This window comes from Sulfurimonas sediminis, assembly GCF_014905115.1.
GTDB classification, from domain to species: domain Bacteria; phylum Campylobacterota; class Campylobacteria; order Campylobacterales; family Sulfurimonadaceae; genus Sulfurimonas; species Sulfurimonas sediminis.
Genome location: NZ_CP041235.1, coordinates 2,126,086 through 2,153,030, shown reverse-complemented (window position 1 = coordinate 2,153,030; position 26,945 = coordinate 2,126,086). Strand labels below are relative to the sequence as shown.

The 26,945-nt window shown below is 38.2% G+C and carries 24 protein-coding genes, 5 tRNA genes and 1 pseudogene; 18 read left to right on the top strand and 12 right to left on the bottom strand.

Going from position 1 to position 26,945, the window contains the following annotated elements:
- Nucleotides 1-26 precede the first annotated feature (26 nt).
- The gene (locus FJR45_RS11480) at nt 27-203 is read right to left on the bottom strand and encodes a hypothetical protein (protein WP_193150641.1); all 177 of its coding nucleotides are present in this window, start codon (nt 201-203) and stop codon (nt 27-29) included.
- 69 nt (nt 204-272) lie between these two features.
- Nucleotides 273-509, bottom strand: a complete 237-nt coding sequence (locus tag FJR45_RS11475) for a hypothetical protein (RefSeq protein WP_226966431.1) — start codon at nt 507-509, stop codon at nt 273-275.
- Nucleotides 510-583: 74 nt separating this feature from the next.
- Between FJR45_RS11475 and rpmI the strand changes: the two genes are divergently transcribed.
- The 3 genes from rpmI to FJR45_RS11460 all read left to right on the top strand — a co-directional run bounded on the left by rpmI (nt 584) and on the right by FJR45_RS11460 (nt 3,732).
- Nucleotides 584-778 carry a 50S ribosomal protein L35 gene (gene rpmI, locus FJR45_RS11470; protein WP_151899377.1) on the top strand — a complete coding sequence of 65 codons (195 nt, stop codon included), beginning with the start codon at nt 584-586 and terminating at the stop codon, nt 776-778.
- A 109-nt stretch (nt 779-887) separates the two neighbouring features.
- Nucleotides 888-1,247, top strand: coding sequence for a 50S ribosomal protein L20 (gene rplT / locus FJR45_RS11465; protein WP_193150640.1), 360 nt, complete (start codon nt 888-890; stop codon nt 1,245-1,247).
- 211 nt (nt 1,248-1,458) lie between these two features.
- Complete coding sequence (locus FJR45_RS11460; protein WP_193150639.1) at nt 1,459-3,732, top strand: methyl-accepting chemotaxis protein; 2,274 nt, start codon at nt 1,459-1,461, stop codon at nt 3,730-3,732.
- Between the two features lie 137 nt (nt 3,733-3,869).
- Here FJR45_RS11460 and FJR45_RS11455 read toward each other — a convergent pair whose 3' ends face one another.
- From FJR45_RS11455 to FJR45_RS11410, 10 genes are all read right to left on the bottom strand, one after another.
- Nucleotides 3,870-6,608 (bottom strand): EAL domain-containing protein, encoded by a 2,739-nt coding sequence (locus tag FJR45_RS11455; protein WP_193150638.1) that lies wholly within the window; start codon nt 6,606-6,608, stop codon nt 3,870-3,872.
- 101 nt (nt 6,609-6,709) lie between these two features.
- A complete protein-coding gene (locus FJR45_RS11450) occupies nt 6,710-7,630 on the bottom strand; it encodes a cytochrome-c peroxidase (RefSeq protein ID WP_193150637.1) in 921 nt (306 codons plus the stop codon).
- A 34-nt stretch (nt 7,631-7,664) separates the two neighbouring features.
- Nucleotides 7,665-10,154 carry an ATP-dependent helicase HrpB gene (hrpB, locus tag FJR45_RS11445; RefSeq protein ID WP_226966526.1) on the bottom strand — a complete coding sequence of 830 codons (2,490 nt, stop codon included), beginning with the start codon at nt 10,152-10,154 and terminating at the stop codon, nt 7,665-7,667.
- A gap of 11 nt (nt 10,155-10,165) precedes the next feature.
- Nucleotides 10,166-10,711 (bottom strand): hypothetical protein, encoded by a 546-nt coding sequence (locus FJR45_RS11440; protein WP_193150636.1) that lies wholly within the window; start codon nt 10,709-10,711, stop codon nt 10,166-10,168.
- Nucleotides 10,699-11,085 (bottom strand): thioredoxin fold domain-containing protein, encoded by a 387-nt coding sequence (locus tag FJR45_RS11435; protein WP_193150635.1) that lies wholly within the window; start codon nt 11,083-11,085, stop codon nt 10,699-10,701. The genes FJR45_RS11440 and FJR45_RS11435 overlap by 13 nt, the downstream gene beginning before the upstream one ends.
- 86 nt (nt 11,086-11,171) lie before the next feature.
- Nucleotides 11,172-11,247: transfer RNA gene (locus FJR45_RS11430), tRNA-Ala, on the bottom strand.
- Nucleotides 11,248-11,291: 44 nt separating this feature from the next.
- Nucleotides 11,292-11,380, bottom strand: a tRNA-Ser gene (locus FJR45_RS11425).
- Nucleotides 11,381-11,412: 32 nt separating this feature from the next.
- A tRNA-Cys gene (locus tag FJR45_RS11420) sits at nt 11,413-11,486 on the bottom strand.
- A gap of 19 nt (nt 11,487-11,505) precedes the next feature.
- A tRNA-Leu gene (locus tag FJR45_RS11415) sits at nt 11,506-11,592 on the bottom strand.
- A gap of 41 nt (nt 11,593-11,633) precedes the next feature.
- Nucleotides 11,634-11,708, bottom strand: a tRNA-Gly gene (locus FJR45_RS11410).
- 142 nt (nt 11,709-11,850) lie between these two features.
- On the opposite strand from FJR45_RS11410, the gene ilvD reads away from it, so the two are divergent.
- The 15 genes and pseudogenes from ilvD (at nt 11,851) to FJR45_RS11335 (ending at nt 26,943) form a co-directional block, all read left to right on the top strand.
- Nucleotides 11,851-13,542 (top strand): dihydroxy-acid dehydratase, encoded by a 1,692-nt coding sequence (gene ilvD, locus FJR45_RS11405; protein WP_193150634.1) that lies wholly within the window; start codon nt 11,851-11,853, stop codon nt 13,540-13,542.
- Nucleotides 13,543-13,557: 15 nt separating this feature from the next.
- Nucleotides 13,558-15,366 (top strand): threonine--tRNA ligase, encoded by a 1,809-nt coding sequence (gene thrS, locus FJR45_RS11400; protein ID WP_193150633.1) that lies wholly within the window; start codon nt 13,558-13,560, stop codon nt 15,364-15,366.
- A complete protein-coding gene (gene infC / locus FJR45_RS11395) occupies nt 15,363-15,881 on the top strand; it encodes a translation initiation factor IF-3 (RefSeq protein WP_193150632.1) in 519 nt (172 codons plus the stop codon). Before thrS ends, infC begins: the two co-directional genes overlap by 4 nt.
- 127 nt (nt 15,882-16,008) lie before the next feature.
- A complete protein-coding gene (locus FJR45_RS11390; protein ID WP_193150631.1) occupies nt 16,009-16,521 on the top strand; it encodes a YeeE/YedE thiosulfate transporter family protein in 513 nt (170 codons plus the stop codon).
- The gene (locus tag FJR45_RS11385; RefSeq protein WP_193150630.1) at nt 16,514-17,119 is read left to right on the top strand and encodes a YeeE/YedE thiosulfate transporter family protein; all 606 of its coding nucleotides are present in this window, start codon (nt 16,514-16,516) and stop codon (nt 17,117-17,119) included. The genes FJR45_RS11390 and FJR45_RS11385 overlap by 8 nt, the downstream gene beginning before the upstream one ends.
- 71 nt (nt 17,120-17,190) lie before the next feature.
- Nucleotides 17,191-17,640, top strand: a complete 450-nt coding sequence (locus FJR45_RS11380) for a DUF8479 domain-containing protein (RefSeq protein ID WP_193150629.1) — start codon at nt 17,191-17,193, stop codon at nt 17,638-17,640.
- A 52-nt stretch (nt 17,641-17,692) separates the two neighbouring features.
- The gene (locus tag FJR45_RS11375) at nt 17,693-18,316 is read left to right on the top strand and encodes a Crp/Fnr family transcriptional regulator (protein ID WP_226966430.1); all 624 of its coding nucleotides are present in this window, start codon (nt 17,693-17,695) and stop codon (nt 18,314-18,316) included.
- On the top strand, nt 18,309-19,262 hold the full coding sequence (locus FJR45_RS11370) for a hypothetical protein (protein ID WP_193151955.1): 954 nt from the start codon (nt 18,309-18,311) through the stop codon (nt 19,260-19,262). The genes FJR45_RS11375 and FJR45_RS11370 overlap by 8 nt, the downstream gene beginning before the upstream one ends.
- A gap of 107 nt (nt 19,263-19,369) precedes the next feature.
- A complete protein-coding gene (nosZ, locus tag FJR45_RS11365; protein ID WP_193150627.1) occupies nt 19,370-21,976 on the top strand; it encodes a Sec-dependent nitrous-oxide reductase in 2,607 nt (868 codons plus the stop codon).
- Between the two features lie 170 nt (nt 21,977-22,146).
- Entirely contained in the window at nt 22,147-22,932 is a 786-nt protein-coding gene (locus FJR45_RS11360) for a cytochrome C (RefSeq protein WP_151899397.1), read from the top strand.
- Nucleotide 22,933: 1 nt separating this feature from the next.
- A complete protein-coding gene (locus FJR45_RS11355) occupies nt 22,934-24,148 on the top strand; it encodes a nitrous oxide reductase family maturation protein NosD (protein WP_193150626.1) in 1,215 nt (404 codons plus the stop codon).
- A gap of 25 nt (nt 24,149-24,173) precedes the next feature.
- Nucleotides 24,174-24,917: a 4Fe-4S dicluster domain-containing protein gene (locus FJR45_RS11350; protein WP_193150625.1), complete on the top strand. Its 744-nt coding sequence runs from the start codon at nt 24,174-24,176 to the stop codon at nt 24,915-24,917.
- 8 nt (nt 24,918-24,925) lie between these two features.
- Complete coding sequence (locus tag FJR45_RS11345) at nt 24,926-25,540, top strand: c-type cytochrome (protein ID WP_226966429.1); 615 nt, start codon at nt 24,926-24,928, stop codon at nt 25,538-25,540.
- Nucleotides 25,537-26,037, top strand: coding sequence for a c-type cytochrome (locus tag FJR45_RS11340; RefSeq protein WP_193150624.1), 501 nt, complete (start codon nt 25,537-25,539; stop codon nt 26,035-26,037). Before FJR45_RS11345 ends, FJR45_RS11340 begins: the two co-directional genes overlap by 4 nt.
- A 2-nt stretch (nt 26,038-26,039) precedes the next feature.
- A pseudogene (locus tag FJR45_RS11335) lies at nt 26,040-26,943 on the top strand (NapH/MauN family ferredoxin-type protein).
- Nucleotides 26,944-26,945: the final 2 nt, after the last annotated feature.

The following is a 26,945-nucleotide window of genomic DNA, read 5'->3' as shown; positions in this document are numbered from 1 at the left end:
TTGTTTACTACCAATATAGCATACTTTCAAGCACTTTTTAGACCCCCATATTTTTCATTAAGTCCTACTTGGGCATCAACGCTATTTTGAGGTTCTGTTACTGCTTTGTCACTGTTCCCACTACCGCAGCCCGTGAGTGTAAATGAATTTTGTAAGACAACAGCTGCTGCAACACTCAAGTGTAAGAATTTTCTGCGTTGCATTGGATTCTCCTTTTAGAGCTATAATAAAATATTATAGCATAGTTAAAGAAGAAATACAATATTTACTTATTAATCTTCTCTATATTTAGAAATCCCGCAGGGCTGATTTGGTGTCGGGGGATGCTCTTTGAGGTAGATTAAATCTTCGAGTGTCTGGTCTAAAACTCTTTTTTGCTGTAAAATCGGCAGCATCAGATTGTCTTTTTCATTGAGAGGAATACTCCAGTCAAGTAAGATTTTTTGGACTGCATCGTCAAGTTCTTTGAGGGCATTTTGTATGTGTTTTATGGAATTATCTATCATCATGGCAGAAGTATAGCAAAATTTTAGAAAAGTTTTGGTATAATTGCACTTCCAAAATTTTACGAAAAGGATTATCGATGCCAAAAATGAAATCGGTAAAAGGCGCTGTAAAGCGTTTTAAAGTGAAGAAAAACGGTCAGATTAAACGCGGAACAGCGTTTAGAAGCCACATTCTTACAAAACAGGATGCAAAAACACGTCGTAAGCAACATGCTCCAAAAGTAGTTGCCAAGTCAGATGCAAAAAACATTAAGGAAATGATCGTTAGCTAAGCTAAGAGTATCATTAATCTCCAATTTTAGGTAATTGGGCAAGTCCACCACAAAGAGTGGCACCTTGACTATATGAAAAGTAGCTAGGTAAAGAAATAAAAGGAAAAATATGCCAAGAGTTAAAACAGGTGTTGTTCGCAGAAGAAGACACAAAAAAATATTAAAATTAGCGAAAGGTTTTTACAGCGGTCGTCGTAAACACTTTAGAAAAGCTAAAGAGCAGATAGAACGCTCATTAATGTATGCGTTCCGTGACAGAAAGCAGAAAAAACGTGAATTCCGTAAACTATGGATTATCCGTATCAATGCTGCATGTCGTTTAAACGGTATGAACTACTCAACTTTTATGAACGGACTTCATAAATCCGGTATCGAACTTGATCGTAAAATTCTTGCTGATATGGCTATGAACGATGCAGCGGCATTTAGTGCAGTTGTTGACGCTTCTAAAGCTGCATTGGCAAAATAATCTTCTATTTCAAAAGCCTTTCGGGCTTTTGTTGTTACCTATAACTTCTCTCCATCACATTTCAATTTTTAAGTCAGTATAATAAAATACTATATTTTTAAACACTAAGTATTTTTAATAGTGATTGTTATTATCAAATACTGTTTAATTTTATTGTAAACTAAATTTTTTTTTGATATAATTTTTAACTGTAAAACAAAAGGATAAATTTATGACAATCAAAACGAAGTTGGTATCTGTTGTTATAGCGGTTATTATTGTATTGGCATCAGCTATTACCTATATATCTATTACGAAGTCAAAAGAGGCTATAGATAAAAGTGAATTTGACAAGCTTAGCAGTGTAGAAGTGTCTAAGCATGGGGAAATTGCAAATTATTTTGATTATCTTGGCGGTCTTCTTACTTCTTTGGCAGGACAAGAAGGAACAAAAGAAGCTTTTGTCTCTTTAGACAATAGTTTTTATAAGCTTGAAAATGAACTGCATCTGGATATAGAAAAAGTAAAATCTGCATTAAAGAAAAATTATAAAAATGAGTATTTGAATGCAGTAAATTATAATGTACCAAATTCAGCAAAACCTAAACCGTTAGAAGAGTATTTACCGCATAAAGATGATGCATTGGTTGCACAATATATTTTTATTGTAAAAAATCCTGCAAAATTGGGTGAAAAAAATAAAATGGTTTTTAATCCAAAATATGACAGCAGTTATATGCGCGCCCATAAAAAATATCATACTTCTTTTGATAAGTTTTTAAACTCTTTTAGCCTGTATGATATCTTTATGGTCAACATGAGAGGAGATGTTGTTTATACAGATTTTAAAGAAAAAGATTTTGCAACAAATCTTAAAGAGGGTGTTTATGCCGATACAGGACTTGCCAGAGCGTACAAAAAAGCCTTAGGGATGAAAGAAGGTGAAATCGCATTTGATGATTTTGCTCCTTATGAGCCAAGTTACAATTCACCGGCATCTTTCATAGCAACACCAATTTTTATAAACGGTATCAAAAAAGGTGTTCTGATTTTTCAAATGCCTGTAGATGTTATAAATTCTATTATGCGGTTTAATGATGATTTTGAAAAAGCAGGATTAGGAAAAAGTGGGGAGTGTTATCTCGTTGGCAGTGATTACTATATGCGAAGTAATTCCAGGTTTCAAAAAGAGATAAAAGATAAAGTAGTACAGGAATTAGGGACTACAATAGGAGTATGGAAAGTAAAAACACCTTCAACTGAGGCAGTAATAACTGGAGAACGCAAACGCGGACAAGGGGTTATAAAAGATTACAGAGGTATTTCGGTTCTTAGTGTTTACGAAGAATTAAGTATTTTTAATGGGCAGGGAAAATGGGTAGTTGTGGCTGAGATTGATGAAGCAGAAGCCTTTGCTCCTGCCTACAAGTTAAGAAATTATCTTTTAATTATATCTTTAATTATCATTATTATTTCTGTTGGAATATTACTGTTTATGATTTATAAAATTATTATTAATCCTTTAAATAAAATTGTGCAATATATTCAGCATATATCCAATGGTAAAAATATTGATTTGACAAAAGAGTTGAAAATGCAAGGGAATGATGAGGTTTCGATTATCGCACAAAACCTTTCTCGTGTAATGTCACAGTTAAGAGATTTACTTTCTGAGGTTAAAGTAACATCCGAAGAAAATGCTTCAATTTCACAAGAACTTTCACAAAGGGCCATAAGTGTGGGCAAAAATGTTGAAAGTTCAGTGGCAATAGTAAAAGAAACAACATCAAATGCAAAAGAGATACAAAATGAAATAGCTACGGCAATCACAGAGGCCCAAGAATCAAAAAATGATATTATAAATGCAAATGAAAATTTAGAAACGGCGAAAAACAATATTATTTCTTTAGCATCAAAAATTCAAACAACAGCAGAATCTGAGTCAGATTTAGCACAAAATATGGAGACTCTTTCTCATGACGCGAGTGAAGTGAAAAATGTATTAACAATTATTTCTGATATAGCAGATCAGACAAATCTGCTTGCTTTAAATGCTGCTATAGAAGCAGCGCGAGCGGGTGAACATGGACGTGGATTTGCTGTTGTAGCTGATGAAGTTAGAAAACTGGCAGAGAGAACTCAAAAAACACTCTCTGAAATTAATGCGACAATAAATGTTGTTGTCCAGTCTATAGTTGATGCTTCAAATAAGATGATTTCGAACTCTGATGAAATTCAGGAGTTGGTAACAATTGCTCAAGATGTGGAAGAAAGAATTAATTCTACTGTGACAACTGTGAATAAAGCGGTGGATGCAAGTGATAGAACTGTTAAAGATTTTGAAGATACAGGTAGAAATGTAGGTGAAATTGTAGGAAAAGTCGAAGAAATCAATGAAATATCATCAACAAATGCACACAGTGTGGAAGAAATAGCTGCTGCGGCAGAACATCTCAATGTAATGACAGATGAACTTCATATGAAATTAACAACTTTTAAAATTTAATAGAAAATTTTGAGACCGTTTAGAAATTTATATTAATTTGCTTATCAGATGCGGTTGCATTTTCTACAGCTTCAAAAACTGCACTGGCAAAATAATCTCTCTGGCCCTTTTTTGGGGCTTACCTTTTTTATAACTTTTTAATTACGAAATTTCTCAATAATCTCTTTACATGTAATCGGCTTAGAAAAAAGATAGCCTTGTCCGAGATCGCAGTTGGCTTGAGCAAGAAAAGTTTCCTGTTCTTGTGTTTCTATGCCTTCGGCAACTATCATATACCCGAGTGTTTTTGACAGCGCTATAATGGCTTCAATAATGACATTGTCCGAACTGCCGTTGGCTATGTCATCGACAAAAGATTTGTCTATTTTAATGGTATCGGTAGGGAGTTGTTTGAGGTAGGACATAGAAGAATATCCTGTACCGAAATCATCAATAGAAATTTTAAAGCCATGGTCTCTGAAGTTTTGTAAAATATTCATATTGGAAACAGTATGTTCCATGATAAAACGTTCGGTAATTTCAATTTCTATTTCTGAGGGTTTCACATCATATTTGTTTGCAATCTTTAAAAAATTATCTAAAAGATTTCTCTCTTTAAACTGCAGGCTCGAAACATTAACGGCGATATATTCTATGGCAATGCCTGCTTTTTGCATCTGTTTGAATGCCTTGCAGGATTCTTCAAAGACGAAGTATCCAAGTGGGATAATCGTACCGTTTTCTTCGGCGACAGGAATAAACTTGTCAGGGCTAACATTGCCCAGTTTTGGATTTTTCCATCGAACAAGGGCTTCAGCAGAGTGGATGGTTTTTGTTTTTAGCTTGTATTGCGGTTGAAAAACCATAAAGAGTTCATTATTTTGCAAAGCGTTTCGCAGTGCCATGTCAATGTCGAGTCTGTGCTGTATGTTGCGTGAAAGTTCTTGTGTGTAGTAGCGAAAGTTGTTTTTTCCTGACTCTTTGGCAAGATACATCGCACTGTCGGCATGTTTTATGAGTGTCTGGGAATCTTCTCCGTTTTGCGGATAAACGGCTATACCGATACTTGCCGTAGTGATAAGCGAGTGCTCATTTACATGTATGGGTTCTTCAAGATTTTTTATAATGTTCGCAGCAACTATTGCCGCATCACTTGCCAATGTCAGGTTTTCCAAAATTATAACAAACTCATCACCACCCCAACGGGAAATAAAGTCACTTTCTCTCAGTGTCGTTTTCAGTCTTGAAGCAACAGTTTTCAGGACTTCATCTCCTATGTCATGCCCGAGTGTATCATTGATGATTTTAAAGCGGTCCAGGTCTATAAACAATACAGCTAAAATATCTTTGTTCCTTTTGCTTATTATGAGGGCATGTTGCAAATACTCTTCAAAGTTTACACGATTGGAAAGCCCCGTAAGCGCATCATGGTAAGCAAGAAAATCCGCTTTTGCCTGTGAAGTTTCTATTTCTCTGAGGTCGGTCTGTACTGCGGTATAGTTGAGCACATCGCCTCTGGAGTTTGTGATTTTTTTAATTGTTGACCAAAGGGGAATGAGCTCTCCGTTTTTGGTTTTATTGACAAATTTTCCTTTCCAAATACCGTGTTCTATCAGTTGGTTCCAGAGATCTTTGTAAAAACTTGCATCCTGTACTCCCGAATGGAGAAACTTGAGACTTTTGCCTTTTACTTCAGCTAAAGAGTAGCCGTATATATTTGTAAAAGCACGGTTGACAGAGATGATTTTTCCCTCTGCATCTGTTATGATGATGGACTCTTCTGTGTTTTCAAAAACACTGGCAGCCTGGGCGAGCTGTTTGTTTTTTTCTATATATTCTGTGATATCAAGCTTAAGCGCAATATAGTTCACCAGTTTTCCCTGAAGAAAAATCGGAACGATAGAAGCCTTTTCATATAACAGTGAGCCGTCTTTTCGTTTGTTGATAAACTGGCCCTCCCATTTTTCTCCTTTGGCAAGTTTGGCATTGAGCTCTTCATAAAGAGCCGGGTCCTGAATATCTGATTTTAATATTCTTGGATTTTGTCCCAGTACTTCCTCTGCTTTGTATTTTGTTGTTTTTTCAAATGTTTCGTTGACATAGACGATATTTCTTTGTGCATCCGTGATGACTACAATGTTGTCACTGTGTTCTATGGCATATTTAAATGCCAAAAGTTCTTTTTTTGTTTTGTTTGATTTGAGATGTGAAAAAATAAGTACAAATAAAATAGAAACAGTGACAAGGAAAAATACTATCATCAGCCATGTCTGGTGCTGCAAGTCTCTTTCATAGTCAAGTGTTATATGACGCTTGAGTGCTTCGAGTTGCCTGTAAAGCGGATTTGTCTGTACTTCCTGTGAAACCTCTTTGAGTGATTGGAGTGTTTGGAGCATTACTTTTGCGTGCATATAAAAAGTATAAAGATATTGACTCTTTTCATTGTTGGCAATTATTTTAAGTTCATGAAGTTTTTGTTGTATGGTTTTTTTATCTATATATTCACTTGAAGCATATCGCAAGATATAAAAAAGAGCCTCATTTGTAAGGTTTTTTGCCCGGAGTGATATATCTGCTGCATTGGAAATTGTCGTATGCAGATCAAAAAGAAAGTGTGAGCTGTTTATAAGAGCAGAGTTTTGTGCTTTGAAGTATTCCAAATCATCAGCTTTTTTTTGAAAGTTTTTTGCAATTTTTTCTAAAAGATGTGCAGTGTTTTTATTGTATTTTTGCATATCCTGACGCAGGCTTTTTAAAATTTCCTCAAATTGTTTTTTCTGTTGGTCAATTGCATCATAATTTGTAAATTTATTTGCAGTGAATGTAAAGTCATTCAGTTCTCTGTCTATAAGTTGCAGTTGGGTTATTTTATTGTTTTGGAGGGAAAAATGACTCATGTTTTCTTTGATTTTATAGCCGTTTACAAACATTATAAAAACAAAAAGGATGAAAACAAAGAGTATGAATGTAGTTTTATCGGTATGCTTTAATTTTTCTGTCATTGGGGCTCAATATTTTTAGGAAGTTCACCGTTGAGAGATTGTAAAAAAGCAGTTATTTTTGAAATCTCTTCTTTTGTAATATGACGACCGAGTTGATACTGAGACATAATTTCTACCGCTTTTTTCAAATCATAGGTACGCCCGTCATGAAAATAGGGTGCCGTTCTTGCAATATTGCGAAGCGAGGGGACTTTAAAAAAGTATTTGTCCCGCTCTTTATGGGTAATATTGTATCTTCCCAGCCACTCTGAATTAGATTCATTGAAAATACCAAATTTGTTATAAAGATTGCCGCCAATGTTCTCTCCGTGGTGGCAGCTTACACATCCTTTTGACTTAAAAAGTTCATATCCCTCTTTTTCATTTTGTGTGAGGGCATTTTTATCGCCTCTGAGATATTTGTCAAATCGGGAATTTGGGGTAATGAGTGTTTTTTCATATTCCGCGATGGCATCGGTAATAGTATTTTTGGTAATACCCTCATCATAAATAGCATCAAAAAGTTTTTTATATTTGCTTTTTTTGAGTTTGGGAATGATTTCTTCAAATGTAGCCCCCATTTCTACAGGGTTTTGTATAGGTCCTGCAGCTTGGTCTTGCAAATCTTTTGCCCGACCGTCCCAAAACTGCCGAAAATTAAAAACAGCATTATAAACAGTAGGTGCATTCACTGAGCCTTCTTGTCCTCTGATACCAAAAGAGAATTTGAGCCCGTCATCTCCGCCACTGTGTAAGTCATGACATGTAGCACAGTTGACAGTCCCGTCATGTGAAAGAATAGGGTCAAAAAAGAGTGCCTGCCCGAGTTTCGCCTTTGCCTGATTGACTTGTACACTTTGTGGTAATGGCGTGACAGGCTCATTTGCCGTTATCAAAGTAGCATAAAAAGTGAAGAGGAGAATTATTATTTTGTACATACTGTAATTTTATCACAAATAACCTAAAATAATTTTACTTCAGCATACGTTTTTTCGTTTTACTTGTTGCAACAGCTTCAAAAGGATTTTGTGGCCAATAATGCCTTTTGTATTTCCCCCGTAACTCTTTTGCAACCTCGGCATAAGAGTTCTCCCAAAAGCTTTTTAAATCATAAGTGATTTGTATGGGTTGCATAGCCGGTGTAAGGAGATGCATCTGCAAAGGGAGTGTACCGTTTAATACTTTTGGTGTTTCATGGAGTCCGAACACCTCTTGTATCTTTACATGTAAAGAGGGTTTGTGCACGTCGGTGTAATCAATCTGAATATTTGAGCCGCTCGGTACTGTAATGCTTTGGGGTGCCTGGGTGTCCAAAAGCTGCTGCTGCTCCCATGTCAAGAGTGCGCGTAAGAGCGTATAAATATCTAAGCTTTCCAACTCTTTTATGCTTGTAATGTTGTCAAGATGCGGCTCCAGCCAAAGGTCAAGTTTTTCAAGCAGTGCTGCATCACTAAAGTCTGCAAACTCTTGATGCCGGTGCAAAAAATTGACTCGTTCTTTGAATCTTAGAGCTTTTTTGCTCCATGTCAAAAGTTCCAGCCCCTCTTTTTTTATTAACGCTGTAAGCAGTTTTTGAAAATCTTGCCCTTTTGCCACTTGCACGGGTTTTGCAAAAAGGAGGAGTTTTAAAAAGTAAGTCTCTTCTTTTATCTCAAATTTTTTACTCTCTTTGTTGTAGTTTATTGTCTGTTTGATGTGCATAAAGGAAGAGAAGTACTGCTCAATCTGTGCCATTGTTATACTCAATGCCAGATTTATAAGCGAGTCTTTGGCATGAGCATGTAGATTTGCCACAACCAGATACTCTTCATTGCGCAAAGTCTCTTCTTCATGAAGCAGGGCACCTTTTGCGTTGCTGAGTATGTATTTGTTACTGTTGGGGTCTCGTCGTCTGGCGAGTCTGTCAGGGTAGGCAAAAAGGAGCAGCACTCCGAGTATATCTTTGTCAAGTGAACTGTTTTTCTTTGGCACCTGTTTGATATTTTTGAGTTTTTTATAAAAAAGCGCTGCTTCTCGGAGTACCTCTTTGGCTCTGTATGTATGGATATAGCTACTGTTGAAGTCTTGCTCAAAAAGATGTATATATCGCGGCAGTATGTCACTCTCTTTTGATGCATTTTTAAAAATATCTTTTTCTCCCAAAAGCGAGGCCAGCAGACAGGCTTCATAGGCAAAACCCAACTCATTGGCTTTTAAAATCATATAGGCAAGTCTTGGATGCAGTCCCAGACTCAGAGCATCTTTGCCAAAAGAGGTGATTTTGAAAGAGGCATCAAGCATGGCAAGCTCTTGTAAAATTTTTTTTGTTTTTTGAATAGTGTCGGGATGGGGAATGTCCAAAAATTTCAGTTCGCAGAAGTCATCAACACCCCATAAAGCCAAATCCAGCATCAGTGAGCTTAAATCCGTTCGGAGTATTTCGGGTTTTGTGGACGGTTGCAGTATTTTTGATGCATGCCACAGCCTGTAGCAGACTCCGTTTGAGAGCCTTCCGGCTCTGCCTGCTCTTTGTACGGCGGCATCTTTTGAGATAAAGGACATTTCCAAATGATTCATCGTATTGGCATGGTTGTAGCGTGAGAGCTTTTCCAGCCCCGAGTCTATCACGACTGTCACACCCTCTATGGTCAGAGATGTCTGTGCAATGTTTGTGCTGAGTATGATTTTTCGTTTTGAGGAGGGAGAGAGTGCTCTGTCCTGTTCTTTTTTTGAGAGTGAAGAGTAGAGCGGTAAAACGAGGAGATCTTTATGTGTAATGGCACCCAGAAGTGCGTTTTGCAAATTTTTTATCTCTTTGACTCCTGGCAAAAAGAGTAAAATATCTCCTGTATGCTTCTTGAGTGCCTGCAGTGTCGTTTTGAGCAGCAAAGCGTTTAAAGAGCGTGCATCAGGCTGTTTTGTTTTGATGTCAAGATATATATTTTGCACATCAAACATCTTGCCTTTTGAAGTTATCACGGGAACATCACCGAGCAGGGAGGAGATTTCGTTTGCATTGAGTGTGGCGGACATAATGAGGATTTTCAAGTCATCACGTAAGAATTCCTGTACCTGCAAAGAGAGTGCAAGGGACAAATCAGTGTGAATACTGCGTTCGTGAAACTCATCAAAAATAATCATAGCCACATCATCCAAGGTTTGGTTACTCTGGAGTTTACGGACCAAAATGGCCTCAGTCACCACTAATATTTTGGTCTTTTTTGAGTAAACACTGTCCATTTTTATCTGGTAGCCCACGCGCTCTCCCAGTGGTTCCCCCAGAAGCTTTGCCATTTGCGCAGCAACCATACGGGCAGCCACACGCCGTGGCTCGAGCATAATGATTATTCTATTACCTAGCCAAGCTTCATCAAGCAAAGAAACAGGCACAACAGTACTCTTTCCGGCACCCGGAGGCGCTTGTAAAATAAGGGTATTGTTCGTTTGCAGAGAGCTTTTTACATCTTCTAAGACGTCATGGATAGGGAGATTTTTCAGCGTAAAAATTTTGCAACTCTCGGATTGCGTTTGACTGCTTCTTCTTTTGCTTTTGGTGACGCATTAATGATGTTTTTGATAACAAAGGGATTGATTTTGACTGCTTCAAGTTGCACTCTTTCTGAAGGGTAGGTGATAAATTGAATAATTTGCGGATTATGTCTCACTGCGACTATTTGTGCTTCTTCATCAAATGATTCAATCAGTTTTGTTAATGCTATGTTAAAGCTGCCGTCTTTCATAATCTTGTTTACTGCAAGAATCTGAATCTCTTTTGTTGGATTTTCAATCTCTTCAATAGCTCTTGGAGAGGTTTCTAATGCTGCTTTTTGTACCTTATACGAAGGAGCTTTTATAAATTGTATTTTCCACCAGTACTGCGAGACTGCTTTGATTTGTTCTTCTTCACTTAAAGAAGAGTAATACTTTGTTCTTTCTTTTATCTGTTGTGCATAAGAAAGGTTTTTTGGCTGGGTACATCCGCTAAAAAGTACAACTAAAGTAATTATACTGAGAGTAAAATTTTTTATTAAAGATGCCATAAGTAGTTTTCCTCTTCCTGCCAACCGTCAATTTCATCAATAATCTGTTCACTGGGTGCATCTATAATATAGGTAACCGGTGAAAAAGGTCTGATAAGTTTTTTTGGAATATTTTTATCTGTATCGCGATTTATTATAAGCTTTATATACTTTTTGTTGATATAGTCTCGGATATCTTTTTTTATTAAAATTGTGTCCACTAAACGATGACAAAAAGGACATCCGTCACTTACAAGAATTACAAGAAGGTCTTTATTCTCCTTTTTGGCAATGTTAACAGCTTTGTTGTAATCTCTTTCATATCCCATATACTCTGCAAAAAGATTATAATCATCCCAATAGTTGGCATACAGAGAAATTGACAGTAATGGCAATAATAATAGTTTCTTATAAAAATTCATATTTTTATTTTAGCATAAAATGATAAATAAGGAATTTGATGGAGAAAAAGAATATATGATGGTGGAGCATAGCGGGATCGAACCGCTGACCTCTTCGCTGCCAGCGAAGCGCTCTCCCAGCTGAGCTAATGCCCCATACATATTGGTAAGTATTGTAAAAGTTTTTTTGATTTTATAAATGGTGGACCCTCAGGGATTCGAACCCTGGGAGGTGTTACCCTCGCCGGTTTTCAAGACCGGTGCATTCGACCAACTCTGCCAAAGATCCACATTTGTAGTTAAAAAAATTGATTTAAAAACTGGAGGTGCCACCCAGATTTGAACTGGGGATAGCAGCTTTGCAGGCTGCGGCCTTACCACTTGGCGATGGCACCAGTTTCAGTTAATTATCAGTGGTGCCCGGGGCCGGACTTGAACCGGCACAGTATTGCTACCGGGGGATTTTAAGTCCCCTGCGTCTACCGATTTCGCCACCCGGGCATCATCGTGAGTGTATCACAGTTTAACAATCTTAAATTAAATGGAGCGGGAAACGAGGTTCGAACTCGCGACCCCAACCTTGGCAAGGTTGTGCTCTACCACTGAGCTATTCCCGCAGTTTCAGTTTACAATTTGTAAGTGAGCCGGAATTATAGCTTGTTTTTTTTACTTTGTAAAGAGTTTTTAGTAAAAAATAGTAAAAAAGTGCTATAATCGCATTCATATTTTAAGATGTAAACTACTATACAGGGATTTTTTATGAGAAGTGATATAATCAAAAAGGGCTTTGATAAAGCGCCTCACCGTTCATTGTTGCGTGCTACCGGTCTAAAAGACGAAGACTTTGACAAACCGTTTATCGGGATTGCAAACTCTTACATTGACATTATTCCAGGACACTTTTTCTTGCATGAATATGGCGAAATTGTAAAAGAAGCCATCCGTGAAGCAGGCGGTGTGCCGTTTGTGTTTAACACGATCGGTGTTGACGACGGTATTGCCATGGGGCATGACGGTATGCTTTACTCTTTGCCGTCACGTGAAATTATTGCGGATTCTATTGAAACTGTTATGAATGCACACAAACTTGATGCGATGATTTGTATCCCTAACTGTGACAAAATTGTTCCGGGTATGATTATAGGGGCACTGCGTGTGAATGTGCCTACTATTTTTGTTTCGGGCGGGCCTATGGCTGCGGGACATAAAAAAGACGGTACACCGATTGACCTTGCAACTGCATTTGAGGCAGTCGGTCAGCATGCCGAGGGTAATATGACAGATGAGGAACTGTATGAGATAGAGTGCGAAGCCTGTCCGTCGGGGGGAAGCTGTTCTGGTATGTTTACAGCAAACTCAATGAATACGCTTTGTGAGGCAATGGGAATCGCATTGCCTGGTAACGGAACTGTTTTAGCCATGACACCTGAGCGGATTGCAATGGTGAAAAAAGCGGCAAAACGTATTGTCGAGCTTGCAAAAATGGAAAATAACGAAAAATACAATTTCAAAAATATTCTGAATGAAAAAGCGGTGCATAACGCCTTTGTTGTAGATATGGCAATGGGTGGAAGTTCAAATACAGTCCTACATATGCTGGCCATTGCCAAAGAGGCTGATGTTGATTTTAAAATTGAAAACATCAATGCAATAGCGGAGAAAGTTTCCCACATTGCGAAAATTTCTCCGTCATTAACAACTGTTCATATGAAAGATATTGATGATGCAGGCGGAGTAAATGCCGTAATGAAAGAGGTATCCAACAGAGGCAATGATGTACTGCGCCTTGATGCACTTACTATAACAGGGGAGACGCTGGGTGAAAGAATCAAAGATGCCGAGATAAAAGATACAAATATTATTCATAAAAATGAAAATGCCTATTCTCCTGTTGGCGGACTCTCTATTCTTTTTGGAAATCTTGCAACAGAGGGTGCGGTTATTAAAGCTGCGGGTATTGTTGACTCTATGAGACATTTTAAAGGAAGGGCAATCTGCTTTAACTCGCAACAAGAAGCAATAGACGGGATAATGGCACATAAAGTGAAACCGGGCAATATTGTCGTAATTCGCTATGAAGGTCCAAAAGGCGGTCCGGGTATGCAGGAAATGCTGGCACCTACGGCATTAATTCAGGGAATGGGACTTGGCGAGAGTGTTGCGCTTATTACAGACGGGCGTTTTTCTGGTGCTACCAAAGGGGCTTCCATCGGGCATGTTTCTCCTGAAGCTGCCGAGGGCGGATTGATTGCATTGATAGAAGACGGTGATGAGATAGAACTTGATGTTGATAGACATATATTGCAGTTAAATGTTGACGGTGAAGAGCTGGCAAGAAGAAAAGAACATTATGTTCCTTATAAAAATGAAGTCAAATCAAAATGGTTGAAACGTTATCAGCTTTTGGTATCCAACGCATCAAACGGCGCTGTATTAAAAACAGAATTATAAAAAGGAAAATATATTTTGAATGAAATTGCTATAAAAAGAGATGGTGAAATTATAGATACGCAAACAGCAAAAGAGCGCGGTTTTGAGGGCGAACAGATTCTTTTGGATAATTCCCCTGAATCTTTGGAAGTTCTGCGCCACTCAACAGCACACCTAATGGCGCAAGCCATCAAGTCACTCTACCCTGATGCAGAGTTTTATGTCGGACCTGTTGTCAAAGAGGGCTTTTACTATGACTTTAAAACATCTGCTGAAATAGGTGAGGGTGATTTAAAGAAAATTGAAAAGCAGATGCTCTCTTTTGCAAAGAAAAAGTACCCGATAGAGAAGTATGAAATCTCTATGGATGAGGCAAAAGAGAAGTTTAAAGATGACCACTTAAAGCTTGAAGTGATGAAACGTATTCCAAGTGATACGGTAAGTATCTATAAACAGGGAGAATTCGAAGACTTATGCCGTGGGCCACACCTACCAAATATCGGATTGATTCGTTACTTCAAACTGACAAAAATCTCCGGTGCCTATCTTGGTGGAGACTCTAAAAACGAGATGCTTACACGTATATACGGTATAGCATTTGCAACAAAAGAGGCCCTCAAAGAGCATATGACAATGCTGGCAGAGGCTGAAAAACGTGACCACCGTAAGCTTGGCAACGAGATGAAACTTTTTACCTTCCGTGAAGAAGTCGGTGCGGGTTTTCCTATATGGCTGCCTGCAGGAGGACGTTTAAGAGCAAGACTTGAATCACTTCTGTTTAAAGCACACAGAAAACGCGGATACGAGCCTGTACGCGGTCCTGAAATGCTCCGTTCTGATTTATGGAAAACATCAGGGCACTATCAAAACTATGGTGAAAATATGTACTTTACCCATATTGATGAACTGGAATTTGGGGTAAAACCGATGAATTGCGTGGGTCATATTAAAGTATATGAGGATGAACTGCACTCTTATCGTGATTTACCAATTAAGTATTTTGAATACGGTGTTGTACATCGCCATGAAGCAAGCGGGGCTTTACACGGGCTTTTTCGTGTGCGTGAATTTACCCAGGATGATGCCCATATTTTCTGTCGTGCTGATCAGATTGAAGAGCAGATTATCGAAGTGGTTGATTTTGTAGATAAAATCATGTCAACTTTTGAATTTGACTACAAAATGATGATCTCTACAAAACCTGAAAAAGCTGTAGGAAGTGATGAAGTGTGGGAAATTTCTACACAGGCACTCAAAAATGCTATGGACAAAAATGAGCTTGCTTATGAGATAGATGAAGGCGGCGGAGCCTTTTACGGCCCGAAAATTGACATTAAAATTACTGATGCCATCGGACGCGAGTGGCAGTGTGGCACAATTCAGTTGGATTTTAATCTGCCTGAGCGATTTAAGTTGGAGTATAACGGGGAAGAGAATGAAAAAATCCAGCCTGTTATGATTCACCGTGCAATTTTAGGCTCTTTTGAGCGTTTTATCGGGATTTTGACAGAGCATTATGCAGGGGAATTTCCGATGTTTATAGCCCCTACACAGGTAGCAATTGTGCCGGTTGCAGAAACACATAAAGAATATGCTAAGCTTTTATCAGATAAACTTATTGATATTAATGCCGATAGTGAAATCTATGCGAAGAATGATTCTTTAAATAAAAGAATCAGAACTGCAGAAAAAACCCGTGTTCCTATGATAGTAGTCATCGGGGATGAAGAGATTAAAAACAAAACTGTAGCCATTCGTGACAGACGAACTAGAGAGCAGTACAATTTAAGTGAAGAGGAATTCTTGAAGCTTATACAAACTAAAATAAATGAGGTAAATTTTTGAGTAAAAACAAAGACCGCGTCATCATGAATGATGACATCCGTGTTCCAGAGGTGAGATGTAATGTAGATGGAGGCGAATCCTTAGGCGTTGTCTCTACTGATGAAGCTATGACAAAAGCAAATGAGTTGGGCTTAGACCTTGTGCTGATTGCTCCAAATGCTAAGCCGCCTGTTGCGAAAATCATGGATTATGGCAAGTTTAGATACCAAGAAGAGAAAAAACTTAAAGAACAGCGAAAAAATCAGGTAAAAATTGTTGTAAAAGAGATTAAACTCTCGGTGAAAATTGCAGAAAATGACATTGCCTATAAGGTTAAGCATGCAAGAGAGTTCCTTGAAAAAGGCTATCATGTAAAATTCAGAGTCTTTTTACGCGGTCGAGAAATGGCACACCCTGAAGCGGCAAAAGAGGTCCTTATGCAGGTTTGGCCTATGGTTGAAGACATTGCAGTAATGGAAAAACCTCCAAAATTTGAAGGACGCTATTACAATATGTATGTCGTTCCGAAGAAGTAACTTTTTTTCAATTTTCTTCATAATAAAGCCTAAAGGCTTTATTATTTTCTTCTCTTATAAGTAAGATAACAATCAATTAACAAAAATAGTATTATAATTACATGTAATTTATTATATAAGGATTATTATGATTAGACGTATGCCATGGTGGTTAGCCGGGATTTTAATGGCGTTGTTGGTACTGTTTACATTTTCGGTATTTGGAGCAAACAGACCTTTTGGGGCATCAACTTATGTGCCTTATTTTGCAGGAATACTTTTTGATTTAAGTCCCGAAAAATACCCTTATCTTAAAGAAGTACATTTTGCCGGTGCCTGGGAAGGTGTGATGCTTTTAGGTGCATTGACAGGCGGTTTTTTGACTTCGGTATTTATTACAAAAAGTTTTCGTTTGAGTATTATGCCTACAGGCTGGAAAAAATATAAAAATACTTCAGTCATATCGCGGCTTGTCTGGAGTTTTGTCAGTGGTTTTTTTCTTATAATCGGTGCACGACTGGCAGGCGGATGTACAAGTGGTCACTTTTTAAGCGGGATGGCACAGACAGCTATCAGCAGTATGATTTTTGGTGGAGTTGTTTTACTGAGTCTGATTATTACGGGTAAAATATTTTATAAAAGCGAGGCAAATGATGTTTGAGAGAATATTAAATATGTTCACGACCGTCTCCAATGAAGCGCACGGTTCGGTATTTGTCGTCTTTATGATAGGTCTGGTGTTTGGTGTACTGATTCAGTACAGCAGGGTAGACAAGTTTGAGAAAATTGCCGGTTTTGCAATGCTCAGAGATACGGTAGTGCCTAAAATGCTCTTTTTGGCAATTGGTCTGGCTTCTATTGGACTCTATTTTATGGTGGAAGCGGGGTATGCTTCGTATCATCCGAAACCTATTATTCTGGGCGGCTTGATTATAGGCGGTACGATTTTTGGTATTTCTATGGCGATTCTCGGAAAATGTCCGGGAACAGGACCTGTTTCTATAGCCGAGGGACGAATAGATGTTCTTGTAGGGGCAATAGGCGGTATATTCGGCGGACTCGTTTTTACTCTTTATTATGATTTTTTTAAAAGTATTATGGGGGAGAGCCTGGGCAAAACCACATTGGTTTCATATTTTAACGGACATGAAAATTTAAGTGTCTTTGTTTTTGGTATTATTTTAATTATTGTAAGTATTGTCATTCCCCTGCGTCAGGAGTTTGATGAGGCTGATCTGCAACAGCTCAAAGAGTCATAGTTTTTATTGATAAATATCATCTTTTCACCGGATTTTCTTGTGTATAATATTTCCTAAAAAAGGGAAGAAATATGAGACATATACACACAATGATAATACTGCTTGGAGTTTTGTTTCAATTTTTGGCTGCACAGACACCAAAATTGGATACACAGGAATTTCCTTTAAAAGAATTGAAAAAACAAAATATTCAAATAGCCGCACTCGCGGCAAAAGAGATGTCCAAAACACTGCCTCAAAAAGTCGACAGATATACCACTGTCACAAGCATCATCAATGACAAGAACACACTGGTATATACATTTGTTATTGATACCGGCAAAAAAAGTGATGCAACTGTTCAAAAAGAAGACCACAGCAGAATGCAAAAAGCAATCACAACAGGTGTCTGTAAAACCTCAGAAAAGTTTTTGCTTGCCGGAATTGACACTCTTTATATCTATAAAAGTGAAAAAACAGGCAGGGTCTTGTTCAGGTTTAAAATCACTCAAGAGAAATGCCCGAATCTAACCAGTCGATAAGTCTCTTATGCCGATTAAAAATATTATACGGTCTCAGAATTTTTTTTCCTCTTTGAAAGAAGAAGACCTTGAGCGACTCGCATCTATATCCTTCGTGCATCATTATAAAAAAGAGTATATGCTTCAGTATGAAAATGAAGAGTGCAATGAGCTGTTTTTTCTGTGCGAGGGTATGGCAAAAGCCTATAAAATTGACAAACACAACAATGAAGTTGTGCTGCACTACATATATGCAGACTCAATGATATCGGAAATTTCGGATACTGATGCTGAAAAACTCCGGTCTTTTTCAAATATTCAGCTGATTGAAGATTCACAGGTTTTAAGTATAAATTATCAAAAGTTCAAGAAATATTTTTTAGAAACACATCTGTTGCAAAAAGAATTTACGGGGGAAATTGTAAAAAGATCATTACAGTTGCAATCTTTAATCAATCGGGAATTTATCTTTGATGCCGTTTCGAAGGTCAGTATGATGCTTCATGATGATTTGCAAATGTTTAACAAACTCAAGCGCCATGAGATATCTCTTATGCTGCATATTCAACCGGCAACGCTCTCCCGTGTACTGAAGAGATTAAAACGAAATAATATTATTGATATAATACACGGGCAGGTAAAAATCATCAGTCAAAGAGCTTTGCAAAATATATACAAGGATAAAATTGATGACTAAAATAAAATTTCTAGGGGCATTGATTTTTTTTCTTTCCATAGTGCTTGCCTTGTACTCCAAACATATTGCTGCGCATAATGAAGCAAATTTGAGACTTTTGAAAGTGATTAATGAACAAAAAGCATTTACACAGGAGATTGCGAAAAATATCTTTTTTATGTATAAAAACAAAGATGCTTCGGTGGAAGAGTTAAACAAATATATACAGTCTTTTGTTGAGAATATGAACAACAAGGATGAGATACTCGATAAGATATTTTCAAAAGACATCAAACAGGAATCAGAAAAAATTATTTCCCTGTGGAATAATTTTTATCTGCTTGTGCAAAAATTCAGAGATGCCTCCCGGGTACAAAACGGCTATACAAACATTGTTATTGACAAACTGGTCAAAGATATCTATGATACAAACCTGCAGCTTGTAGTAGAGTTTAACAAGCTGATAAAAATGCATAAAAAATATTTTGACACACTGCAGCATAAAAATAAAACTATTCAAATTACACTGTTTGTTGTTTTGCTTCTTTTGCTTTTATACCTTTTTTCCCAGTTAAAATCTTTGCTTGGGTTTATTCAGAAATTTCTCCGTACTTCTAAAAAAATTGTACAAAAATCAACGGTACTTGATGTGGAGCCGATAGAAGAGAAGAGCAGTATTGCTGATGTGACACAGGCCGCAGATGCTTTTAATTTTCTTGTCCAAAAGATAGACAAATCAATTGAAAATTCGAGCAAGTCCATCCAGGCTGCTTCGAAATCACTGGAAGAGACAGAAAAAAGTATAGAAGATTTGCTGGAATTAATTGCTGTGATGGATGAAGAAAACAGACTTGACAAAAATTTGGTAAAAAAGGAGGATATTCTTATTGAATCTTTGGAAGAACTTACTACATCTCTGCAGAAACTTCATTCTCTGAAAATACATTTGGACAACTTTAAAAAATAAAATTAATTCTATAATTTGACCAAGGTCAAATTATTAGATGCCTTTGTGTATTAAGATTTTTCTATCATTTGGGAAAATCTCTCAAAATGAAAAAAAAGGAGAATACAATGGCTACTCATTTAAGTAAGCTGACTTCACTTATTTTAGGCACTTCACTGATGGCGACTGTTGCATCGGCAGCTATCGGCGGTGAACTGCAAAAAGTAATGAAGGCAAGGGGACTTACGGAAAACGATATTATTCATGCTGCAAAAACATACACACCAAGCGGTGGCAGAGATGAATTTATTGTATTTAGTTCTGGTGGACAGTCCGGACAGATAATTGTCTACGGTGTTCCATCTATGAAAATATTAAAATATATTGCCGTATTTACGCCGGAACCATGGCAGGGATACGGATATGACGAGGATTCCAAAAAAATCCTGGCACAGGGAAAAATCCGGGGAAAATCAATCACCTGGGGAGACACACACCACCCGGCACTCTCTGAGACAAAAGGGGTGTATGACGGAAAATGGCTTATTATCAACGATAAGGCAAATCCTCGTCTGGCTGTGATTGATTTAAACGATTTTGAAACCAAACAGATTGTTGTGAATCCCGTTTTCAAATCAGAACACGGCGGCTCTTTTTTCACGCCAAACTCAAAACATATTTTAGAAGCATGTCAGTACGCTGCGCCGTATGACAATAACTATCATCCGATAGAAGAGTATAAAGAGACATATCGAGGCGGTGTGACTGTATGGAGTTTTGATCCAAAAATCGGTCGTATCAAACCAAAAGATTCATTTACGATTGAGATGCCTCCTTATATGCAGGATTTGAGTGATGCCGGAAAAGGCGCCTCTTTTGGATGGGGTTTTACAAACTCTTTCAATACAGAGATGTACACAGGCGGTATAGAAGTCGGAATGCCACCGTTTGAGGCAGGTATGAGTAGAAATGATACTGACTTTTTACATGTATACAATTGGAAAAAGCTCTATCAACTCTCAAAAAACAAAAAAAATGTAAAAGTTGTCAACGGAATGAAAGTTATTCCTATGAGTGTAGCCGTTGCAAACAATGCGCTTTTTTTGATTCCTGAACCAAAATCTCCGCATGGTGTTGATGTCTCTCCTGATGGTGAATACATCACTATCTGTGGAAAACTTGATACACATGCTTCTGTTTTTAAATGGAGTAAAATCAAAAAACTGATTGATAACCATGAATATGCGGGAAAAGATCCTTACGGAATTCCTATTCTGGATATGAAAAAATCTTTACACGGTCAAGTTGAGCTGGGACTGGGGCCATTGCACAACCAGTATGGTAAAGACTGGAAAAACGGTGAAATTTATACATCGCTGTATGTGGATTCACAAATTGTGAAATGGAACTACAAAACATTGAAAGTGCTTGATAAGGTGAATGTCCATTATAACGTCGGTCACCTGTGTAGTATGGAAGGAAAATCGGCTGATCCGCAGGGAGAGTATGTTATTTCTTTAAACAAACTTGCTATTGACAGATTTAATCCGGTTGGTCCTTTGCATCCGCAAAATCATCAGTTGATTGATATTCGCGGAAAGAAAATGGATCTTTTGTATGATATGCCGATTCCGTTGGGTGAACCGCACCAGGCTGTTGCAATTCGTGCGAGTAAACTGCATCCTGAAGTACGTTACAAAATGGGTACAAATCCGAAAACGGGTAAAATGCATGTAGGAAAAACGCTTGCAGGACAGGAAAAAATTGTAAGAAAAGGCAATAAAGTATATATTTACGGCACATTGGTGCGTTCGCATATTAATCCTGAACGGGTTACTGTGAACAAAGGAGATACTGTAATCTTTTATCTGACAAATCTTGAAAGAGCAGAAGATGAGACACACGGTTTTACAGTGGATAACTACAATGTGCACGGATCATTGGAACCTGGAGAGACTGTAGAACTTAAATTCAAAGCGGACAGAGAGGGTGTCTTCCCTTACTACTGTACAGAGTTTTGTTCTGCCCTTCACTTAGAAATGATGGGTTATCTGATGGTCAAAGATCCAAACAAGAAATATGTCAGCGCACAAAAACTTAAGATGAAAAAAATGTCTAAAGCCGAGTTGAAAGCGGAGTATGAAAAAACTGTAGCTGTGAACAATGCAACAGATGCGGTTATTCAGTCCGTTGTGAAATTTTTAAAGGAAAACCATTACGAAAAATATCCTACAGTCAAAGCACTTGTAGAAGATGCACTTGACCAGTACGGAAAAATTGCTGAGCAGAAGAAAAAAGCTGACGAAGCAGTCAAAAAAGGTGATTACGAAAAAGCAATTCTTTTTGAAAATATGATTTGGCAGTATATGGTCAAGACGGCAGATGTCGGTATTCGTGCCAAAGATCTGTTGGTGAAAAAAGTTGCAACAAAACAGTCTCCTGCAGCGGCGGCGGGTGAACGGGCATTTGGCGAAGGCGGATGTGGCGGTTGTCACGTTATCGGTAAAGTATCTTCGGGACCAGACCTCACAGGTGTTTTACTCCGTCATGAAAATGCTGAAAAATGGGTAAAAGATTTTATCATGAACCCTGCTTCAAAATATAATGATCCGTATGTGAAAAGCATGATAGATTATTTTAATCTAAAAATGCCAAATCAGCATATGAGTGAAGAAGAAGTCAAAAATATCATTGAATACCTGAAATGGGTCGATGAGAATGCAAATCTGTTCTAAACACAACAGTATGTCAACAGGGAGGAGGAATACTTTTTTCCTCCTCCACAATGAAAAATTGATATATATCATTAAATTTACCCCAAACAATTAGATACAATTAACTAAGTCTATATTTAAGTTTATAATCACTTATAAATATATACAAAAGCGTATGAAAGGAATAAAATATGCATCCAAGTCTCATAAAAGCGAAAATATTTGCCACAATAGCTTTACTGATTTTAACATTTTCATTTACACTGCCAATGATAGCTTTTCACGGAACCTTGAATAAGATAGAAGAAGGAAAGGCAAATGAAGTCTCATCGGTCAGTAAAAGTGTATGGAATCTATATAACAAAGGAAGATATAAAAGCGTTGCAACACCCAAAGACGCCCGTAACAATTTAGAGAAGATGATAGAAGAAGGGGCTGAAATCGGTCCGGCATCTCTGCCTATCTGGGCAGTTTCTCTCGAAGCTCCAAATTATCCGAAAGAAGCGTTTCCAGAGGGAATACCTGTCTTTTTTCATTTTGACGGATACAGCGGAGAAGTACATGAAATGAACACAATCAACCACTATGTGGGTATGGACCCTATGTGGGCAGGCGGTCATATAGAACGTGCAATCGGAATTTATGCTCTTTTATTTCTTTCTTTGGGAATTATTTTGTTTATAGCCTATGATAAAAAAATCTTTAACTATATTATGTTGATTCCTGCCGCGCTGCCTCTTATATTTATAGCGGACTACTCCTACTGGCTGTACCATTTTGGTCACAGTTTGCATGACTGGGGCGCTTTTAAAATCAAACCTTTTATGCCGACTGTTTTTGGTGACGGAAAAATAGCGCAGTTTACGACACACTCCTATCCAACTATCGGTTTTTACATGCTGTTGCTTATCAGTTTTTTCAGTATTTTAGCTTTCTTTGCAAAACAGAAAGCTTTTAAAGAGATGGAAGAGAAATAAAATGCTTCTAAGAATATTTGTATTGTTTTTGTATTGTAACGGATTAAATGCAAATATTCTGCAAGAGGCTATAGACAAAGCTCCTGCAGGCTCAATTCTGAAACTTCCAAAAGGTATATACAAAGGATCTGTTGTCATTAACAAACCGCTCTCTATTATAGGACAGGAAGAGGGCGTGATTATAGACGGAGAAAACAACGGGACGGTTATAACAAGCAAAAGCTCCTATGTGACATTGAAAAATTTAACAATCATCAACAGTGGAGACAGGCATGAGAATGTTGATGCAGCCATTGCAATGAGTGAGTCCAAACAGTGTGAGATAAGCAACTGTACAATCAAAAACTGTCTGTTTGGCATCGATCTGCAAATGGTTAACAACTCTATCATCCAAAACAACACTATCAGTTCAAAACCTTTTGCTTTGGGGCTCAGAGGAGATGGCTTAAAGCTGTGGTATTCCAATGACAATATTGTCCGGGGCAACAGACTGATCAAATCACGGGATATGGTTGTCTGGTATTCTCACGGAAATCTGATTGAGGAGAACTTTGGAAAAGACGGCAGATACTCTTTGCATTTTATGTATGCGGGGAAAAATATTATAAAAAACAATTACTACGAACTCAATTCTGTGGGTATATTTTTTATGTATTCGCAAGACTCCATAGCTGTGGGCAATGTGATTAAAAGCTCTCAGGGTGCCACAGGAATGGGCATAGGCTTAAAAGATGCCTCCAATTTTACGATAAAAGACAATACTGTCATCTACTGTGCGCAGGGACTTTATATAGACAGATCCCCTTTTGAGCCTGGAACACACAATACAATAGTGGACAATAAGATTTTGTACAATGCAGAGGCAATGCATTTTCACTCGCTCAGTGAGAATAATATTATTAAAAACAATATCATACAGGGAAATATAGAGGATATCGTCAATGACAGCAGAGGCAGCAAGACAAATGAAAATGAGATATCGGGAAATTACTGGGACAAATATGAAGGTTTTGATAAAAATCACGACGGCATAGGCGATACACCGCACAAAGTGTATCAGTATGCTGACCAACTATGGGTTTATAACTCTAATGTGAAGTTTTTTTATGCTTCACCGGTTATCTCACTTCTTAATTTTTTGGCAAAACTGGCACCTTTTACGAAACCGCTTTTTTTGATGGAAGACAAAAAACCTAGAGTGGTAAAACCATTATGACTCAAGTTAACAAAAAAGGAACACTATGGCAAAGCAAGTAAAAACAGACAGAAGAGAATTTATAAAATACTCTACATTGGGTGTTTTGGGACTGGTTCTTGGAGGAGGTATTGTTTTCAGCCCGTATTTACAGGCAAAAGAAAATCGGCTTCGTCCGCCGGGGGCGGTTCCTGAAAAAGAGTTTTTAGGTTTATGTATTAAATGCGGGCAGTGTCTGCAGGTATGCCCGTACCACTCTATAGAACTGGCAGATATTACCAAGGGAGCAGGCGAGGGGACGCCTTACATAGATGCAAATATCCGAGGATGCTATGCCTGTGATGCCGTTCCCTGTGTGCTGGCCTGTCCAAGTGGTGCTTTGGACCACAGTTGCTCAAAACCCGAAGATATTCAGATGGGAGTTGCCGTACTGGAATTTCCGGATACCTGTCTGGCAATGACAAATACTCCGGTACCAAAAGGCTACAATGACAAGATGAAAGCCTTTACCGCCTCTGTCAACAATGTGACAAGTCAGGAGTTGCAGCTTCTTGAAAAATTTGACGGGTACGAGGGGAAAGAGTGTACGCTGTGTGCCGATATGTGCCCGGTTCCCAATCCTTTAAGTGCCATCGCCATGGTTCCGGATGCGCAGGGAGGGAAGCGCCCCGAAATATATGACGGGTGTATAGGATGCGGAGCCTGTCAGGAGGTCTGCCCGACGCAAAAACCTTCGATAGTCGTCAAACCAAGAGTAACATACGAGCAGTATTATGAAAAAACAACATAGGAAATCCCATGAAAACAGATAAAAGAAAAAAGAGTATGAAGGGTTTTGTTCTTACTTCGTCGTTGGTCTTGCTGACACTTTTAAGCGCATGCAGTGACTCAAAAGAGGACAGATCACAAAAAGAGCAATCTGTGTCTGCTAAAAATCAAAAGAGCAGTCCAAAGATTGAAATAGTTGAAAATAAAAATGCGCATGCGGTGAAAGTGGCCCGGCAGGAAAATGGAAAAACACAGAATAACTCGTTTTATTATGATTACGGAGAGAAAGAGAGTGTGCAGGAAGTCAATACAAAAAAACGCACAGACATTGATGCCAATTTACATGTACGCAGCCCTTATGAACAGATTCAGGTCACGATGCTGGTAAAAAAACTAAGCAAAAACTTTATTGTCAGGTGTGCACCTTGTCACAATGATTATGCAAACGGGGTTATCGGGCCGTCGCTCCTGGAGAGAAAAGCGGACTATATATACAATAGAATTCAGGATTTTAAAACCGGGAAGAAGTCCAATCCTTTGATGAATGATCTTATCCAGATGATGAGTGACGAACAGATTAGAGCTATGGCAGATGAAATATATGCCTTTAACAAAGAGATTAACAAGATGAGGGGCAGAGAATGAAAAATATAACAGTAGGAATTTTAACCTTGGTGATTTTTGGGCTGATGGCATGGACGGCTATGAACGGAGGGGCATACAACGGAGGCGAACATGGAAAAATTATTGCAGATATCGGCAACAGAACAGCTGCTGTGCAAGAGAGCCAACCGCAGGAAAAGAGTGACAGAGAAAAAGAGAACGAAGCATTAAGCGCACTGCGGGAAAAGGCCGGGAATGTTGCAGGTTTTAAAGTAAGTGATGCATACAAAAGCAAATGTGCTTCCTGTCACGGTGTAGACGGCAGCGGTATGCAGTATGGAAAAAAACTGATGGGACCGAAGCTCTTTGGACAAAGTGCAGAGACAATTTATAAAAAACTTGAAGACTTTAAATCGGGAAGAAAAGAAAACCTGGTGATGAAAGGGCTTTTAATTCATATGACACAAGAGGATTTACGCAGGTTTGCCAATGAAATAGGTGAGTTTCCGGCAAGAGCACAAGCAGTGAAACAGGAATAAAAATGGATAAGTATCATAATAGAGAGACGATAAAAAGAACAACTTTCTGGTCAACATTCTACAACACGACAAAAGAGGGAAAAAAGGTTCTGAGCTACAGAGCCAAAAGATGGATTCTTGTCATAGTAATTCATCTGATGTTCTTTTTATCTTTTGCTGTGGATATTCAAATGCTCGAAGGAACATTAAACGGTTCACGTTTTTTAGGCTTTCATCTGATTGATCCTTTTACAACTTTAGAGATGTTGATGGCAGAACACCATTTGCATATAAACATCATTATCGGTGTCAGTACAATTGTGCTTTTTTATATTTTGGTTGGGGGCAGGAGCTATTGTGCCTGGGTCTGTCCATATGGAATATTGAGTGAAATAGGCGAAAAGTGGCATGATACGCTGGTGCACAAAAAAAATTATAAAAGAGAGAAGGTTTGACCATCGAATCCGTTATGCTTTTTGGGTAATTTTTCTTATACTCTCATTTACAAGCGGCTATCTTGTTTTTGAAACCTTTAATGTTGTAGGAATACTCTCCCGTGCAATTGCGTACGGCTGGAGTCTGGCACTCGTCTGGGTTTTGGTGGTGCTTGCTTTTGAGGTCTTTTTTTCACGCGCCTGGTGTACATATATCTGTCCGATAGGCACAACCTACGGCATGATAGGAAAAGTCTCCGCATTACGCGTCGAATGGAATGACAACTGTGATCACTGTATGGTCTGCCATGATGTCTGTTTTGAAAATCAGGTTTTGGAAATTACAAAAGCAAAATATGACAAACAAAGAGAAGAAGAGGGCATCACAAGAGAGTACATTACGGGTGCGGACTGTACTTTATGCGGAAGATGCATAGATGTTTGCCATGAAGATGCGCTCAATTTCGATTTTCGATTAAAAAGTTTGGTGTAAAT